A 16,545-nucleotide genomic window follows, 5' to 3' on the forward strand; every position below is an offset into this window, starting at 1 on the left:
CTGTCCTGCTAATTACTAAAAATCATTTACTATGGCTGTCCTGTTAATTACAAAAACCAATTACCATGGCTGTCCTGTTAATTACAAAAACCAATTACCATGGCTGTCCTGTTAATTACTAAAAACCATTTACCATGGCTGTCCTAATAATTATTGGTCTCATTAATTTGTAACGTTGTTATTAATTAAAAATACCACGCGCCACTCACGTAAAACTCGCTGCTAACGTAACGACTAAAACCTAGGCGTAAATCAGCACTACTATTGGCAAATGCGCGCAATTCACAACGACTCTCAAGGCGTTTTTGGTAGGCTTGACCATCAAGTCGGACAGGGTAACTCGTTTGGCAAAGTCCCTTAACAGCATTATTTGACCATAGTACGCCAAAAGTTGGCGAGACTATCAAGCGGGTATTAAGGGAATCTGGCGTTTGCAACCTCGCCTCAGCTAAACCATATACAGTGACATTGTCAAAGCTTGCACCTTTACCCATGCCGCTCTCAATGAAAAACTCATTGCTCACCTCGGCTGGTCCTAGATAATTTCTTTCATTTCCCAGGCGTAACTTCCATGCAATACCGGTGTCGCCAGGCAAACCACTGGCCTGAGTGTCGATCGTTTCAATATTTAGCAAATCTAGTTTGCTGAGCCTGAGCTGATCATTTTCGAGTCGCAACGTAACAGCCGCCATCGATAGAGCTGAATTTGGTAGGACGCCGCCAGGTAACGATAGTAAATCATAATAAGCGGGCCGTAACATCACATCAACATAGTTGCCAAGCTCTTTGTTATGGCCACCGGTAAAGCGCACTGTTGTCGTTTTTTGCCCCGTATGTGGCAAAATATCAGACTGGGTAGGCCACTGCACTTTTTTAGCAGGTAGTGCAATCCGAGCGCGTTGTAAGTGCTTTTTTAGTTGGACAAAATGTTGGTTTTTTTTGTCTAATTCAAGGTTGAAATTAACGTAATCTAATAGCACATCAAACATCATGAGTTGATGTTCAACACTAAAGATTTTTTGCATGTTTTGAATATTAGCTGCAATATTTTGTCCTTCAGCAATATCAGATACCGCTACCTGCAGTGGCGAATCGAGATGGGCAAAATATTGTCTGAAGCGTGCCTGTCTAGATAAAGTATGCTCAATCGATAGCACAGCCGGATGACCAGAACTGGTTGTCGCCTCAGCTAGCGCTGAAAACACACTAATCGGCAGAATAAATGGCCGCGAATTAGACATCAAGTCTTCGTCTAGAATCAGTTCAAGCAACTTTGCAATATGATACGCACAATTACGATGCGTAAAATAATAGGTGTATTGGCTAAACAATAACTCCCAAGCGTGCGCCACCAGCAGGGCTTTTTCTTGTTCGTTTAGATTTAAGGTGTATTGCCATAAATCACGCATTTCCACTTCGGCGTAATTAATATTGTAACGGTAGTAATGATTGCTACTGTATTTGGCCTTATAACCACCAACTAAACCTTTGAGTATGTAGGTAACAGGGTTTTCATTATCAGGTACCTTTGCACCAAAATTTAAACTATTACTCAACAGATCGGTGGAATGGCTCTCGCTTTTTAATTTAAATAACAAATGACCATAAAAAGACGCAGGGTTACCCAAGTACCCGTCTGCATAAACAATACTGACCTGTTGTTTACTTAACTCACCTTGCCACTGGTTAAAATCATCACACAAACTAGCGATATCGACGACTTTATAACCCAAGGAAAGTAGATATATCGCTCTTGCGGGGTAGCGACAAGCTCGTTCTTTGTCATGGTTTTCGTCACTGGTTAACAAGGCTACTGTGGCTAAAAACTCAGACTCAGCGTTAGATTTTCCTACAGGAGAAATAAAAAAATCGGCGTTTTCTATCTCACTTATTTCACTATCAGCAGCGTAATGCAGGAGTTTTTGCCAGGTACGAGATTGCCACGGCTCTTGAGCGTAAGACAAGCTGCAACAAGCCAAGGATAAAACGCTGACAAAAAATAATTTAACATTCATAGGCAATTAGAAACCGGGCATGAAACATGCCCGTAAAAACGAGGAAAAAGGAATTAACTAGCTGAACAAGCAGCTTCAGCGATATTAAATAATTGCTCTGCTTTAACGGTATTTACCGCATCACTACCAAGTACTTTGTCAGCGACTTCAGTACGAATAGTGTGTTTAGCAGAAGTATCACAGCTCATCATAGACATCATTGCAGTCAAATGAGCGCCTTCACCTTGAACGATTTCATCTTCAAGCTGTTTGTAGGTTTCATTGATGAAAAGAGCCGTTGCAGTGCGCTGTCCTTTACAGGTGTCTTCTGAAACACTGGCAGAAGTCACAGCAGTAGTACCCAAATCCCAAATAATATTTGAGATAGCTGCGCCAATCGGCGTTTCAGGGAAAATCATCGCCCCGATACCACATTGTTGCCACGGATTTAATTTAGCGTCAGCAGCTTGCACTGAAGATGCGGCGATTAATAAAAGTGCTGCTGCACCTAAGATTTTTTTCATATTTTTAGTTTCCATTCTTGGTATGTTTTTCCTCGTTTTCACGATATTTACATAACTTTTCAGGACAAACAATTAATTCATACCAAATTGCAGATAATTGGCCATTTTTCAATCAACATCAAAAGACAACAATAGAATACACTCGCGAAAGCATTATGGTTGAGGCTGCTTACCTCGGAGGAACTGACTATTGGCAACTAATAGTATCCGTGCCGGATTAGCTACTTAACACGTGAGGCAAATTTGTAGGTAACACCCCCGAAAGCATTATTCTTAAAATAATTAGGGGCGTAACAAAATCAACTCGGATTTGGCAAAGCCCTGCGACTGCGAAGGGCTTTTGTTTTTGAAGAGCTGCTTTGCTATTACTGCTGTTAGCGCTCACCTGTAATAATATAAGCTCATTGGTAGTTGAATAAAAAGCTTATAGTTTATCATCAGTAGGTAGGGAGCCACTCTCAGACTCAACTAATACTTCAATTTCTTGTTGAATTTCGATGATTTCATCATCCTTGAAATCGAGCTTAAATGCGCTGGGCAATACATTGACTCCTATTCTTTCCCCCAACTTAACAATAAACGGCAAGGTGATTGGTGAAAAGGGTAAGACCACAAGAACACCCAACCCAAGCCCTCGAATGACATCAACAAATTGTTTATTAGCTTCTTCCATTTCCTGCTTACTCGCTTGGCCCTTGGTGAATCGCTGGTAAGTCCTCAACATGACTTTCGTCTCGCGAGTTTCTTGGGCTAGCCCTCTTTTAACCGTTAATAAACCAAGTTTGAGCGGAATAAGCGCCTTGTTTTTTACCACAGAATTCTGGCGCTTAATGGATTGGCTTATCCTAATAATGTAGTGCTTCAAAACGTATTACCTATGAAACTGAATTGTTTGATGATGAGCGGCTGCAGGACCAAAATTTTTAGCATCCCATTCTTAATTATAAAAAAAGATTAAGTGAGTTAAAACTAAGGAGATAATTTTTGTTAGTTGAAGAATTTAATACTTAAATTGCCTCAATTCTACAATGTTCGTAAGGCCAACTTATTTCTAGCTAGGATAGAGACTAAGCCAAGCCTATACAACTGACAAAATAACTAAGGCCGCAACAAAATAAAATCGTTCTTGCCAAAAACCCAACAACTAGCTTAATTGGACAGCCACGTTATTGAGATTGAATTAGTATTAGCGGGAGGATTGAAATCGCTTGTTGATTTGTTCCGCACTGAATAAGACTGGTTACAGTGGACTCCTACACAACTGTTAGCTGGGCAAATTTTGAATGTGTCCCGTTTTAGTTGAAGACATCAATGACAATATTCGCAATTCATACTTTTTTCTTAAAACCCCCTCTGCGTTTCCCCCACCCTTTCTTACCCGCAGGTTGGCTACTCTTCAAGCCGGCAAACTGGCTAGTATCCAACTGTTGGCTGTTATTTATCAACTGGGTAATAGACTCTGTTAGTGGCAACATAAAGGCTTCATAGCGCATTTGCTTGTGAGCAATTTTATCTAAGTTGGCCTCCCAGATGGCTGTCATGTCGGGATGAGTGGTTTCACTGGGTAAGGCGTTTATTAAGGCTTTACCGGTATCCGTGGCGTGGATTTCTTTGCCGACTTTTTGCATAAACTGGCGTTTAAATAATAAGTCGATAATCGAGGCACGGGTGGCTTCTGTGCCCAGACCGTCGGTATCTTTGAGGATTTTTTTGATCTCGCTGTTGTGCACATAGCGGGCGATGCCGGTCATGGCTGCCAGTAAGGTCGCTTCAGTGAAATGTTTAGGCGGTGAAGTTTGTTTTTCGACCAGTTGCGAGTCTGTGCATTGTAGCGGCTGACCTTTTGTTAAGCTTGGCAATACCACTTCGGCTTTGTTGTTATCGTTTTTAGTCAGCGCTAACCAGCCTAGTTCTTTTGTGGTTTTGCCCTTAGCAATAAATTCACCACCGGCAATATCAACCTTAGCGCCTTGCTCTTGATAAAGATGTGGGCCATAAAACTGCATCACATACTGGGTGGCAATAAGCTGATAAATCTTGGCTTCATCTGCCGATAACCTCGCTAAGGCTTTAGTGCGATTAGTGGGAATAATCGCGTGGTGGGCATCCACCTTGCTGTCATCCCAAGCTTTGGATTTTAATTTTGGGTTGGCGTTGTCAACGTCACTAATAAAACTCGGTACATTTGACTTAATAGCACTAAGTACTTTGGCGGCTTGGGCAAACTGTTCTTTAGGCAAGTAGCGCGAATCAGAACGTGGATACGTAATCAGTTGGTGTTTTTCATACAATGACTGACAAATATCCAAGACCATCTTGGGCGATAAGTTAAAACGTTTGGAGGCATCTATTTGCAGCACTGACAGGCTATAAGGCAAAGGCGGAGGGCTTTGTTTGTTACTTACTTTATAGTCGGTGACAGTGGCTTTTTGGCCTTGAGTTTTGCTAACCACGGTTTGTGCTAGTTTGCGTGACAGCACGCGGCCTTCTTCGTCTTGATAAGGTTCGCAGGCTTTGCTGGGTTGCCATTTAGCCGTAAAACTAGTTTTATTGGCGGTTTCTAAGGTAGCGATGACTTCAAAAAAAGGTTTAGATACAAAATGACTAATCTCTTGATCGCGCCTAACCACTAAACCCAACACTGGGGTTTGCACTCGCCCCACCGACAATACGCCTTGATATCCACCCCGTTGTCCTAACAAGGTATAGGCGCGAGTTAGGTTTAGCCCATACAACCAATCAGCACGAGAGCGGGCTAAGGCTGATATAGACAAGCCTAAAAACTCTCGATTGGCGCGCATGTTTTGTAAAGCTTTTTTCACCGCAGAGGTGTTTAAATCATTAATCAGCAAACGACCAGCGTTTTCAATAATCGCCGCTTTTACTCCGCAGAAGGTGATCACTTCATCTACCAACAACTGCCCTTCCCGGTCAGGATCGCCTGCATTGACGATATGAGTAGCGCTTTTTAATAGGCGCTTGACTACAGTAAGTTGTTTTTGCGTATTCTTTTTAGGTACCAGTTGCCACTTGTCAGGCACAATCGGCAGGTGTTGCAGCGACCACTTGCTGTAAGCGGCATCATATTTATCTGGCTCAGCTTGCTCTAACAGATGACCGATACACCACGTCACGCAATCGCCATTATCGAGTTCGATATAGCCGTCGCGCTTTTGTTGGCGCCCCTCAAATCCAGTGGCTATGGCACGACCTAAACTGGGTTTCTCAGCAATATAAACAATCATAAAAAAATAACTGGATGAAAAAACAGTATTCTAGCAAGTTTTAGGGTTTTTGGTTAGCTTACTGCAAGCTAGTTTAGTTACGGACTTTAGCGTATAAAAAGGCATCAAAGATTTTGTCGTCTTTATACACCGCTTTTTTAAGGCGGCCCTCGAGTTCGTAGCCATTTTTTTCGAGTACCTTTAACGAGCCTTTATTACCTTCGAAGACTTGAGAAAACAAACGCACTAAATCCGTTGACTCAAATAAATTGTCGGTAAAAGTACTTAAGGCCTGAGTCGCTATGCCTTTACCCCAATAAGGCGTTGCCAACCAATACCCGACTTCGGCCGACTTGCTGCGTTCAAATTCTTCACGTACCGCGCCAATAGTGCCAACAAACACGCCATTGTATTCAATGGCACGAATGTATTTATTCAATGTGCCGTCTTTAATCCACCAGCCTGCGGCTTTTTCGGTGAATGGCTGAGGAATACTGCTGGTTAAATATCGCGTGACTTTAGGGTTATTGAGGTATTCAACAAGCATAGGGGCATCTGATTTTTGATAATCGCGAAGTATGATCACTGGGTGGGTTCCTTGTTGAAGCCTTAACTAAAATCTTGTGGGTCAATGTCTAAAGCCCAGCGCACTTTGTGCCCTAAACCTAGATTTTCTATTTGATTTATATGGCGGTTTATCGCTTGCTGTAAGGAGCTACGATGCTGACTTTGTAATAACAACTGCATACGATACTGTCCTTGGCGTTTTTCCATTAAAGCCGGAATAGGCCCCAAACAAGCAAGCCCTGCCTCATGATTAAATAGATCAGCAATTTGTTGTAAAAACTCGTGGGCATCGCGGGCACTCAAGGCTTGTGCTTTAAATAAGGCCTGATACGTATAGGGCGGCAAATTGGCTTGTTGTCTTTCTAATAAAGCATAACGCGCAAAGTGGCCATAACCATTGTTAATTAAGTCTTGCAGCAAAGGGTGGGCGGGATCGTGGGTTTGTAACCACATTTCTCCGGGCTTTTCAGCGCGACCTGCCCTACCGGCTAATTGGGTAATGAGCTGGGCCAAATGCTCGGCTGCACGGTAGTCAGCACTAAATAAAGCGCCGTCGACATCCATAATGACCACCAAGGTAACATTAGGAAAATGATGGCCTTTCGACAGGATTTGCGTACCGATCAATATTTGATATTCGTTGTTATTGATTTTATTAAGCATGGTATCAAGCTTATTTTTACCCCGAGTAGTGTCACTGTCGATACGTACACTGGCGTAATCAGGGAAATACTCCACCAGCCCCTGTTCAAGCTGCTCAGTGCCCACTCCTTGTGAGCTTATCTCGCTCGATTGGCAGTTATTGCAGGCCTTAGGAATAGGCTTTGCCGCACCACAATGGTGGCATTGCAATTTGTACAAACTCTTGTGCAAGGTAAAGGGTTTATTACAGCTGTGACATTGCTCAACATGGCCACAGGTATGGCACATCAGTGCAGGGGCATAACCACGGCGATTAATAAATAACATCACCTGACTGCCCTGCTTTAAATGCAGGGCAATGCGCTCCAACATGCCCTTGGCTAAACCAAATTCTAGGGGCTGCTGGCGAATATCAAATACTTGCTGCTTTGCCACCACCGCATTACCAGCCCTAAGGGGCAAGTGTAAATGGTGGTATTTGCCTGTTAAGGCATTGTTGAGGGTTTCGAGGGCGGGAGTGGCCGTACCTAATACCAGCGGAATATTTTCAGTATGGGCGCGCATCACCGCTAGGTCACGAGCATGATAACGCAAGCCATCTTGCTGTTTATAGGAGGCATCATGCTCTTCATCCACAATCAATAGCCCCGGATTGAGCATGGGGGTAAAAATGGCTGAGCGAGTACCAATAATTAAACCCAATTGACCAGCCGCACTTTGTTGCCAGACTTGCAGTCTCTCATTATCGGTTAGGGCTGAATGCAATACCCCCACTTCAATGCCAAAACGGTGTTTAAAGCGAAACACGGTTTGCGGCGTTAAACCAATCTCAGGTACTAAAATTAAAACTTGCTGACCACGCAGTAAAACCGACTCTATAGCTTGTAAATACACTTCGGTTTTACCGCTGCCGGTAATACCTTCTAGTAAAAAACAAGCAAATTTCCCAATACTGGCCTCTATGCAACTAATGGCTAAAGCTTGTTGAGTATTGGCTTGCGGTTTATCACTAATCTGAATTTGCTGTGTCCAAGGCTCACGGTCGGCCATGGTATATTCTTTGCTCTGAACTAGTTCTTTTGTCAATAAGGCTTTGAGGGTTGCAGCACCAAAATCGCGATTTGCTGATGATTTTTCTAATGCAGCTACTTTTAGTTGAGTGAGACAGGCTTGTTGTTTGGGCGCACGGGACAATTCACTGATATCGGTTTGTTGGCCTTTATCAGTCAGCGCCCAATAATGGATTATTTTAGGCTCATTCGAGCCCCCTTTGCGCAAAGCAACCGGCAGAGCGGTTTGTATTGCATCGCCAAGAGGGTGTTTATAATAGGTGGCGAGCCAGTTGCACAACTTAATTTGAGTAGCGTTAAAAACCGGTTGTTCGTCTAGTACTTGAATAACCGCTTTGAGTTTATCTTCTGGCCACTGTGAACTGTCGGCGATTTCCCACAACAGCCCTATCATCGTTCTTGGCCCAAAGGGCACTTGCACCCTCACGCCAAGCTTTGGAGGCGGGCCTTGATAGCTATAATCAAATAATTGCCGTTTAGGAATAGGCAGAGCAATACGCAGTATGGTCATCTAACTTGTTACTAACTCACTTTAAAACGCTAAAAAAGCGGGGTTTACCGGCAAAAGTGCTGATAAAAACAGCAAAACCCTTGATCACTTGAGGCAGGTACATTAATATGCGCGCCACTTTGCGGCAAGCCACAAAGCTTCCTAATTTAATTTAATTTTCGTATGGTGTTCAACTACGGGTTGGATAGCGGTACGGCCTTACTAAGAGGTAACCCCATGAAAGAAGGTATACATCCCGATTATCAAGAAATGACTGCAACTTGTGCTTGCGGAAACGTAATCAAAGTGCGTTCTACTGTTAAGAAACCAATCAGTCTTGACGTATGTTCTGCTTGCCACCCTTTTTATACTGGCAAACAGCGTAACGTAGATACCGGTGGTCGTATCGAGAAATTCAACAAACGTTTCACTGCTTTGTCTAAAAAGCCAGCTGTTGAAGAATAGTTTGTAAAGAATATCAATAAGGCGCTAATTTAGCGCCTTTTTTGTGCCCGCAGACTTGCCAATCAATCTATATCTATCTAAATACCGTAATCTTTTGTTAGGCTATCTCATCTAGCCAAGTCGTCTCTGTTTCTGTCAACACTAAGGCATGCATGTTATCTATCAACAACCTGTGTAAAAGTTATCAAGATGTCAAAGAGACTCGGCTTATTCTCAAGGATCTCAGTGTAGAGGTGGCTCAGGGCAGCAGCATTTCGATCAAAGGTGAGTCCGGCTCTGGCAAGTCGACACTCTTGCATCTACTCGCTACCCTAGATAAAGCCGATAGTGGTGACATCGTATTGCAATCAGCCACACAGACCCTAGATTTGCTTAAGTTTAGTGAGTCAGAGGCAAATGAATACCGTAAATGCCAATTGGGTATTATTTTTCAAAAATATAATCTAATTGATTGTATTACTGTTATGGAAAATCTGTTGCTGCCGGCACAACTGAGCCGAACCCTAGACCAAGCCTATTTAGATAAACTGCTAAGCACCTTAGGTATGGAGCGGCACAAAAACAAACTACCCAATCAATTATCCGGCGGTGAACAACAGCGTATTGCTATTGCCCGCGCACTGGCACACAAACCTCAGTTAGTATTGGCTGATGAACCAACCGGTAATTTAGACAGTAAAAATTCAGCTTTAGTCAGCCAATTATTAGTGGATACCTGTAAACAATTAAACACCACCTTAATTTTGGTTACCCACAGTCAAAAAGTCGCAAACTTAACGCAGCGCCAATATGTATTGCAAGACGGAAGGTTGCAGATGACCGGCAGCACACTGTAAACATGTTCATAAACTCCAGCTATTTTTACTTTGCGCGCATGTTATTGCAAAGTTATCGACACACTAAGTTTAGCCTAGTGATGCTGTTTAGCGCTCTACTTATTGCCACCAGTGGCTTATCTGCGGTGCTTGTGATCAATCACAGCGCCAAGCAAAGCTATGCACAAGAAACCACCTATTTACTACCCAATGTTAGCCATCAGATTGTGGCTAAAAACCAGCACCAAACACTCAGCAAAGATGATTATGCAAGGCTTAAAAAACTGGGTTTCGATGAATTAGTGGCCTATGCCACCAGCAAACATCGACTTTACCAAGGTGACAGGCTAGTCAATCAAGGGCGCATATCACTCACCGGCATAGACCTTGTCAGTGCCATCGCCTTACCGACTTTTCAGCAACAAATGCGCAATAACAAAAATGCGCAACAAGACAATACCTTACTGGCGCTAGCCTTTTCGCCCAATGTCGCTTTTGGTCATCCTAGTTTGATTAGCAACTTAACTCAGGCTGATAGTTCGCCAGATGCAAAGTTTAGTCTAGATAGCCCTGCGGGCAAGCTCTTACCTACTCTGCAAGACATAGATGAAGCCAGTTTAGGCAATGATATTGTGCTGGATATTACCAGCTATTTTAGACTTCTACCTAACAGCGAAATAAGCGGTTTGCTGTGGCTTGGTCAATCAGGCAATAACAATGAGGCCAGACTGCAATCGTTAGCAGCACAACTTCCTGCACATCTAAGACTTATTGCCATGGCATCTGGCGACCAGCAAGGAGAGTTAACCAAAAGCTTCCACCTAAACCTATTGGCTATGGCCTTGCTGATGTTTGTGGTGTGTTTATTTATTGTACTGAATGCCGTTAATCTTTTACTCAACGCAAGAATGCCGTGGCTCAAGATTAGCCGTCAACTGGGCATTAGCCGTAGCGCCATATTCTTTATTCAAGGGGCAGAATTACTGCTGTTTAATCTGTTGGCTTGTGCTGTCGGTATTGTGCTTGGCATGTATCTAGCCAACCTAGTCTCGCCCACAGTGCAGGCCACGCTTGAGAACCTATACAATGTGGAAGTAGGCTTTGGCCAGGTGTCGTTTTTATCTTTGTTCATGCAGGTATGTAGTATCAGCTTAGTCGGCTCAGTATTAGCTCTTATGCTACCTTTTAGGCAGATAAATCTAGCCTTGAACCACACTAAAACCCTAGCGCCTAATAACAATCAGCATAGGCGCTGGCAGATCTTGCTTTTATGCATTGCCAGCAGTTTAGCGTTGTTTACCCTACTGATACTCAACCTTGCCACCCAACTATGGTTGTTATTAATGGCCGTGGCTTGCCTGATTTTATGTGGTTGCGCCCTACTCTTACTGAGTTACTCAAGTGTGCTGGCCTTAATCTGTCGCTTAATACCTGCACGCTTACTATTACTCAAGGTCAGTGTTAAACAAAGCATTGCGCTGTCATCAAAATCAAAAATTGCCTGTTGTGCTTTTTTTATTGCCGCTACTAGCAATATTGGTATGAACCTCATGGTTGATAGCTTTCGCGGTGCCACCTTAAATTGGCTAGATACACGCTTAGCGGCCGATTATTATTTATATTATCAAGGCGAGCAGGACTTAACAGACATTGCCAAACAGCAAGGAATTGTTCTGAGTAAACGATTTGAAAACTATATTGACTACCAAGGCTTAACGATTCAGCAATATAGCTACCCAAACACTGAGACCTTCAAAAATGCCATGGTCTACTATCAAGTACAGGATAAAGAACAAGCTTGGCAAGCATTTACTGCAAGCCAAGGCATCTTTGTTAATCAACAGTTTGCCTTTCATTTTAATGCTGCATTAGGCGATAGCATCACCCTGCCTGATCCCAGTACCGAGATCATGACGGCCTATAACATTGTCGGTATTGTTTACGATTTTGGCAGCCCTAGCAAACAGGTGTTGTTGCCGATACAAGCTTTTGACCCAGCACGTTCAGCGTCGTCAGTTTATGCCCTTGAAGGCAGTGAAGAGCAGGTTCAGGCCTTTAAAAAGCAATTGGCCATACTGGATATTGATATGAGCAATAGCCTATTTAAAACGGCTGATTTATTGGCCATGTCGATGCAAACCTTTGATCGCACTTTTTTGATCACCGATGGCTTAAATGTAGTCACCTTATTAGTGGCGGCATTGTCGTTGGCCTGCGCCATTATTGTATTAAGTAAAGACATGAAACCGCAGAACATGTTGCTCAGAAGCTTAGGCGTATCCCGCCTGACGAGCCAGTTACTGGCCTTATTTCAATATTTGTTATTGTGTATTGTGGCCCTCGTTTTTGCCACCCCTTTTGGCATTTTGCTCAGCTGGATTTTGATTAACGATATCAATTATCACGCCTTTCAGTGGACCTATCCGTTGCAGATCAATCTATTCACCTTACTGCAAAATTATGCCGTCAGTTTAAGTGTGGTATTGCTGATTATTTTTATTCCTACTTTTAGGGCCAGCCGCAAGCCCCTTATCGAGGACATACGATGGCTAAATTAAATAAGGCCACTTACTTGGTCATAGTCTTGTTGTTAGCGCTAAGTAGTTTTTTAGCCATCAAAGCTAACTTTTTTGACGGCTCTGAGGCGCAAGTACAAAACACTGGTAGAGTAAATCGACTGGGGTCTGGTTCAAGTAATCAAGCTACCGTTGGCCAACAGGTGCTGGTTAATTACCCCATCAGTTTCCCCGCTGACCATGGCGAACACCCAGCATTTGATATTGAATGGTGGTACCTGACAGCCAATTTGGAAGATGAGCAAGGTAATATCTATGGCTTACAATGGACGCTGTTTCGCTTTAGAACCCCTACTCAACTGGCAGACAAAACAAGCTGGTCGAATGATCAGCTGTATATGGCCCATGCGTCTGTTAATAGCCTTGATTCACATTGGTTCTCCGAAAAATTTGCTCGCGGTGAGGTGGGTAATGCGGGCGTGGAATTAAACCCATTGCATCTGTATATAGACGATTGGAACTGGCTAAATACCGCCGTTCCCTCAAAAAGTGATGCAAGTGCAAGAGAGCAACTATTACCTGCAAATTTAGTTTTTCAAATCCCCCTTATTAATACCACAAAAGCGCAAGAACACAGCTTATTACAGGTATCTGTGGCACTGCAACAACAGGGTCCTTTTGTATTGCAAGGTGACAAGGGTTACAGCATCAAATCGGCAGATGGGGCATATGCTTCCTACTATTATTCAAATCCAAGCATAGACATTGAAGGTCAGTTTACTTTTGGCCAAGATAAGCCAGATCAGGCATCTTCATCCATAGCCGTTAAGGGACAAGCTTGGTTTGATCATGAGTGGACATCACAATTAGTTGATAGGCAAACATTGGGTTGGGATTGGTTGTCATTGCACTTAGACGACGGCAGCAAATTAATGGCCTTTAGAATGCGTATTGAAGGTCAAGCGGATTATATAACGGGTACCTTAGTGCAAGCCAATGGCACCCAGACTCTACTCACTGAGGAAAACTTATCACTTGAACCCAGCGCTTGGATTGAAGTAAACCAACGCAAACTGCCGCTTAATTGGCAGCTTAATATTCCTCAATTCGATATAAATATAGCGGTTAAGACCCTAAAAAATGAGCAATGGAACCCTGCTCTTATTGCGTATTACGAAGGCATGGTTGACGTTTCTGGCAGTCATAGCGGTAAAGGGTTTTTAGAACTTACCGGATATTAAACATTACTGAATGAAATTTTGAATATACGCTTTGTGATAGATATTTAAAAATTAACTTGTTGTTTTAAAGTGCCAAAGTGGTAATTCAGAAGCCGGTAACGGGCGGCTAAAATAATAACCTTGGAAGCCTTCACAGCCCATTTTTATAAGCAATTCCACTTGTTCAATACTTTCTGTTCCTTCAGCAATAATGTCAATTGAGAGATGATGAGCAATGCCTATAATAGTTTTAATCAATTCAGCTGAACTCTCATCATTAATTTTGTCGACAAAGGATTTATCGATTTTTAATACATTTAAAGGGAGTTCTCGCAAGTAAGATAAGGAAGAGTAACCTGTACCAAAATCGTCTAATGCTATAGTGATGCCCTTAGCTTGGATTTTTTTCAATACCTGAACTGCATTATTAATATCATTTAGCAAACCAGATTCAGTAATTTCTAGCTCTATCAAATTAGGCGATATTTGATAGTTTTCTAACTGAGAAAAAAGAAAGTCAACAAAGTCAGTTTTTAATAGTTGTACTGGTGACATATTAATTGCCACCTTGCAGTTAAAATTATCTTTTTGCCACTTAGACAACTGAATACAAACGTGCTCAATGACCCAATCACCTACGTCAATAATTAGGTCACTCAGTTCTGCTATAGGAATAAACTCAGCTGGAGAAACAAAGCCCAGTGTTTTATGCTGCCACCTAAGCAAGGCTTCGGCACCGATAAGCGTACCGTTTTGGTCAGTTTTAGGTTGGTAGACTAGGCTCAATTGGCCCGGTGTTTTTAAGGCAATACGTAATTGATGATCGATATACTGGCGACGCTCTAAGACTTCCAGAAGTTCGGGTTCAAATAAGGATGCGCATCCTCTGCCTTTTGATTTTGATTGTGAAAGCGCACTCTCAGCGCATTGAACGACATCATATTTACGCCCTGTTTGTTGCGGAAATATCACCGCCCCCATACTAAAATCTAAACTGACTAGTTGCGCACCAATTTGCACGGGACGACGCAGAATCGCTCTGAGCGCCTCCCACTGAACATTCATAAATGCGGTAGGCTGGACGCCAATACGTGGAAATACCACAGCAAATTCATCACCGCCATTGCGAGCGAAGAAGATATCACCGGTTTGATATTGCATTAAACGGTTGCCAATTTCACGCAGAACCTGTTCACCTGCGTCGTAGCCGAGATCACGGTTGATATTGGTGAACCGATCAATATCAATTAACATCAGTAAGGCGTCATGCTTATCTGTTTCTCGACGACTAAAAGTCTCGTTGACGACTTCAAATAGACGAGCCTTGTTAGCTAGACCTGTGGTGTAGTCAACATAAGCCATTGTGCGCAGTTTGGTTTCCACTTTATCTCGACGAATTTCAGCAGATGCTCGTGCTGCAAAGACCTGAATGGCCTCAAGTAATTGTGGAGATGGAGCAATAGGTTTTGGATCTAATAAGGTTAATAAACCAATAAGTTCATCGTTTTCGCCAATCAAAGGAATACCGATGTAAGATTGGACATGCATATCAACAAGTAGCCGATCTTTTGGAAAAATCTGAGTCACATCAGACGTATAAATACAGGTTTTATTATTCAGTACTTTTTCACATGGCGTATCGGCTAAGCTATAAGAAAAGTTTTCAGCCACTTCTCCATCAGCAACAAATATTTTTGTAGTGACTTTTTTTTCTGTAGTGTCACTATTTTCAGTCAAACCAATAAAAATGTAAGCACAGCCAGTAATGTCATAAAGGCTTTTTAGCATTTGATAATAAAAGTCATCACTTGCTGATTGGTTGGCTACCTTGGCCAACTCAGAAAATGACCGCTCAAGTTGTTGGGTTTTGAAATTAAGTTTGGACATGAGGCTGGTCTGAGAGCGAATAGAAAATGCCCCAAAAACGCAAATTCCCACATTCATAAACATCATTGGTAAAGCAGCAATATAAACAAATGCGAGTCTGCCAATATCTATCGCGTAACCTACGCCGACAGCAACAAGTTGCAGAAAAACAGCTGCTAGCAAAAGCATTGCAAGTTGACGTTGCTGAGTTTGATATAGGCGTTTCACTATCACTAACAATGCCAATAACATACATAAACCGGTAGCGTGAGCTAACAGTCCGGTTAGCGCAAACTTACCCGTTAGCAATGTAATGCTCTCACCTGTCCAGATTTGCATAACTTTCAGTTCATCAATCGAAGTGAATCTTAGTGAATATTCAGCGAAACTATTAATTAAAAGTAAAACGATTGATAAGGCAATAAAAAAGTAGGTACCTAACACTGCCTTCGGATGCTTAGCCAAAGTTGCGAAAGCATAAAAATAGGTCGACATCGCAAAAAGGCTTGCTGAAGTTTGAATTTTTAACCAAAAAACCGCTTCATTCACATCATGACTGGAGTGATAGTTTAATGTGGCATATTGGTAGACCACTAGCAACAAACACAAGCCAGCAAGCGCTAACAAACCGGGGAGCTTTTGGCGGAGCCCACTGACCAAAATAAGTAATGCAGTTAACAAGCTTATAGATATTGTTGTCGAAAAATAAATAGGAATAAAATTGGCTGAGAACAACACTTACACCACCCAGAGCATAACAATTTTGATCAGTATACACATTAGCTCAATAAACGGTCTAGAACATATAATCACTGCTTAAAGTAGCAAAGGCATTAACTCCTTAGGTCTAACACATCTCGCAAAATAAGATTAATAAGTACGGATGGTGATATGCACTAATTTGCTAGATTCAACTTTTACAAATGTTCGAGTAGTCCATGAGTGGCAATCGTTAAAGCCACCGTTAACAGCAAAAACATGACGACCAAAAAAAGATAAACAGATGCTGTAAAAAAAACCTTGGCGACAAAACCTACCTCAGGATCATTCTCTAATATATGTCGATGTTGTTAGCTTGCTGATAGTGCTAGAGGGGGGTTACGAAACATTGCATATATTCGTTTACTAACTGCGCTTGGCCAGTGTGTCGTA

Annotated in this window: 11 protein-coding genes; 4 read left to right on the forward strand and 7 right to left on the reverse strand. The window is 42.4% G+C overall.

Going from position 1 to position 16,545, the window contains the following annotated elements:
• Window positions 1-185 precede the first annotated feature (185 nt).
• The 6 genes from ABKW31_RS19180 to priA form a co-directional block, all read right to left on the reverse strand.
• Window positions 186-2,015: a DUF4105 domain-containing protein gene (locus ABKW31_RS19180; RefSeq protein WP_348618204.1), complete on the reverse strand. Its 1,830-nt coding sequence runs from the start codon at window positions 2,013-2,015 to the stop codon at window positions 186-188.
• Window positions 2,016-2,068: 53 nt separating this feature from the next.
• Complete coding sequence (locus ABKW31_RS19185) at window positions 2,069-2,518, reverse strand: DUF3015 family protein (protein ID WP_348618205.1); 450 nt, start codon at window positions 2,516-2,518, stop codon at window positions 2,069-2,071.
• 424 nt (window positions 2,519-2,942) lie between these two features.
• Window positions 2,943-3,383: a hypothetical protein gene (locus ABKW31_RS19190; RefSeq protein WP_348618206.1), complete on the reverse strand. Its 441-nt coding sequence runs from the start codon at window positions 3,381-3,383 to the stop codon at window positions 2,943-2,945.
• 463 nt (window positions 3,384-3,846) lie between these two features.
• On the reverse strand, window positions 3,847-5,763 hold the full coding sequence (locus ABKW31_RS19195; protein ID WP_348618207.1) for a DNA topoisomerase III: 1,917 nt from the start codon (window positions 5,761-5,763) through the stop codon (window positions 3,847-3,849).
• Window positions 5,764-5,836: 73 nt separating this feature from the next.
• Window positions 5,837-6,328: a GNAT family protein gene (locus ABKW31_RS19200; protein WP_348618208.1), complete on the reverse strand. Its 492-nt coding sequence runs from the start codon at window positions 6,326-6,328 to the stop codon at window positions 5,837-5,839.
• 23 nt (window positions 6,329-6,351) lie between these two features.
• Complete coding sequence (priA, locus tag ABKW31_RS19205) at window positions 6,352-8,532, reverse strand: primosomal protein N' (protein WP_348618209.1); 2,181 nt, start codon at window positions 8,530-8,532, stop codon at window positions 6,352-6,354.
• 216 nt (window positions 8,533-8,748) lie between these two features.
• Between priA and rpmE the strand changes: the two genes are divergently transcribed.
• From rpmE to ABKW31_RS19225, 4 genes are all read left to right on the forward strand, one after another.
• On the forward strand, window positions 8,749-8,976 hold the full coding sequence (rpmE, locus tag ABKW31_RS19210) for a 50S ribosomal protein L31 (protein ID WP_348618210.1): 228 nt from the start codon (window positions 8,749-8,751) through the stop codon (window positions 8,974-8,976).
• A gap of 152 nt (window positions 8,977-9,128) precedes the next feature.
• On the forward strand, window positions 9,129-9,812 hold the full coding sequence (locus ABKW31_RS19215; protein WP_348618211.1) for an ABC transporter ATP-binding protein: 684 nt from the start codon (window positions 9,129-9,131) through the stop codon (window positions 9,810-9,812).
• 2 nt (window positions 9,813-9,814) lie between these two features.
• Window positions 9,815-12,349, forward strand: a complete 2,535-nt coding sequence (locus ABKW31_RS19220; protein WP_348618212.1) for an FtsX-like permease family protein — start codon at window positions 9,815-9,817, stop codon at window positions 12,347-12,349.
• Window positions 12,337-13,548 carry a lipocalin-like domain-containing protein gene (locus ABKW31_RS19225; RefSeq protein ID WP_348618213.1) on the forward strand — a complete coding sequence of 404 codons (1,212 nt, stop codon included), beginning with the start codon at window positions 12,337-12,339 and terminating at the stop codon, window positions 13,546-13,548. The genes ABKW31_RS19220 and ABKW31_RS19225 overlap by 13 nt, the downstream gene beginning before the upstream one ends.
• Before the next feature lie 51 nt (window positions 13,549-13,599).
• On the opposite strand, the gene ABKW31_RS19230 is transcribed toward ABKW31_RS19225, so the two are convergent.
• Entirely contained in the window at window positions 13,600-16,131 is a 2,532-nt protein-coding gene (locus tag ABKW31_RS19230) for a sensor domain-containing phosphodiesterase (RefSeq protein ID WP_348618214.1), read from the reverse strand.
• Between the last annotated feature and the right edge of the window lie 414 nt (window positions 16,132-16,545).

Origin of the sequence: Paraglaciecola sp. 25GB23A, assembly GCF_040012495.1 — a bacterium.
GTDB lineage: Bacteria > Pseudomonadota > Gammaproteobacteria > Enterobacterales > Alteromonadaceae > Paraglaciecola.

What these genes read in the sequence shown, in the direction of transcription:
- ABKW31_RS19180 (WP_348618204.1), bottom strand. Translation starts at nt 2,015, where the DNA reads ATGAATGTTAAATTATTTTTTGTCAGCGTTTTATCCTTGGCTTGTTGC.
- ABKW31_RS19185 (WP_348618205.1), bottom strand. Translation starts at nt 2,518, where the DNA reads ATGAAAAAAATCTTAGGTGCAGCAGCACTTTTATTAATCGCCGCATCT.
- ABKW31_RS19195 (WP_348618207.1), bottom strand. Translation starts at nt 5,763, where the DNA reads ATGATTGTTTATATTGCTGAGAAACCCAGTTTAGGTCGTGCCATAGCC.
- priA (WP_348618209.1), bottom strand. Translation starts at nt 8,532, where the DNA reads ATGACCATACTGCGTATTGCTCTGCCTATTCCTAAACGGCAATTATTT.
- rpmE (WP_348618210.1), top strand. Translation starts at nt 8,749, where the DNA reads ATGAAAGAAGGTATACATCCCGATTATCAAGAAATGACTGCAACTTGT.
- ABKW31_RS19215 (WP_348618211.1), top strand. Translation starts at nt 9,129, where the DNA reads ATGTTATCTATCAACAACCTGTGTAAAAGTTATCAAGATGTCAAAGAG.
- ABKW31_RS19220 (WP_348618212.1), top strand. Translation starts at nt 9,815, where the DNA reads ATGTTCATAAACTCCAGCTATTTTTACTTTGCGCGCATGTTATTGCAA.
- ABKW31_RS19225 (WP_348618213.1), top strand. Translation starts at nt 12,337, where the DNA reads ATGGCTAAATTAAATAAGGCCACTTACTTGGTCATAGTCTTGTTGTTA.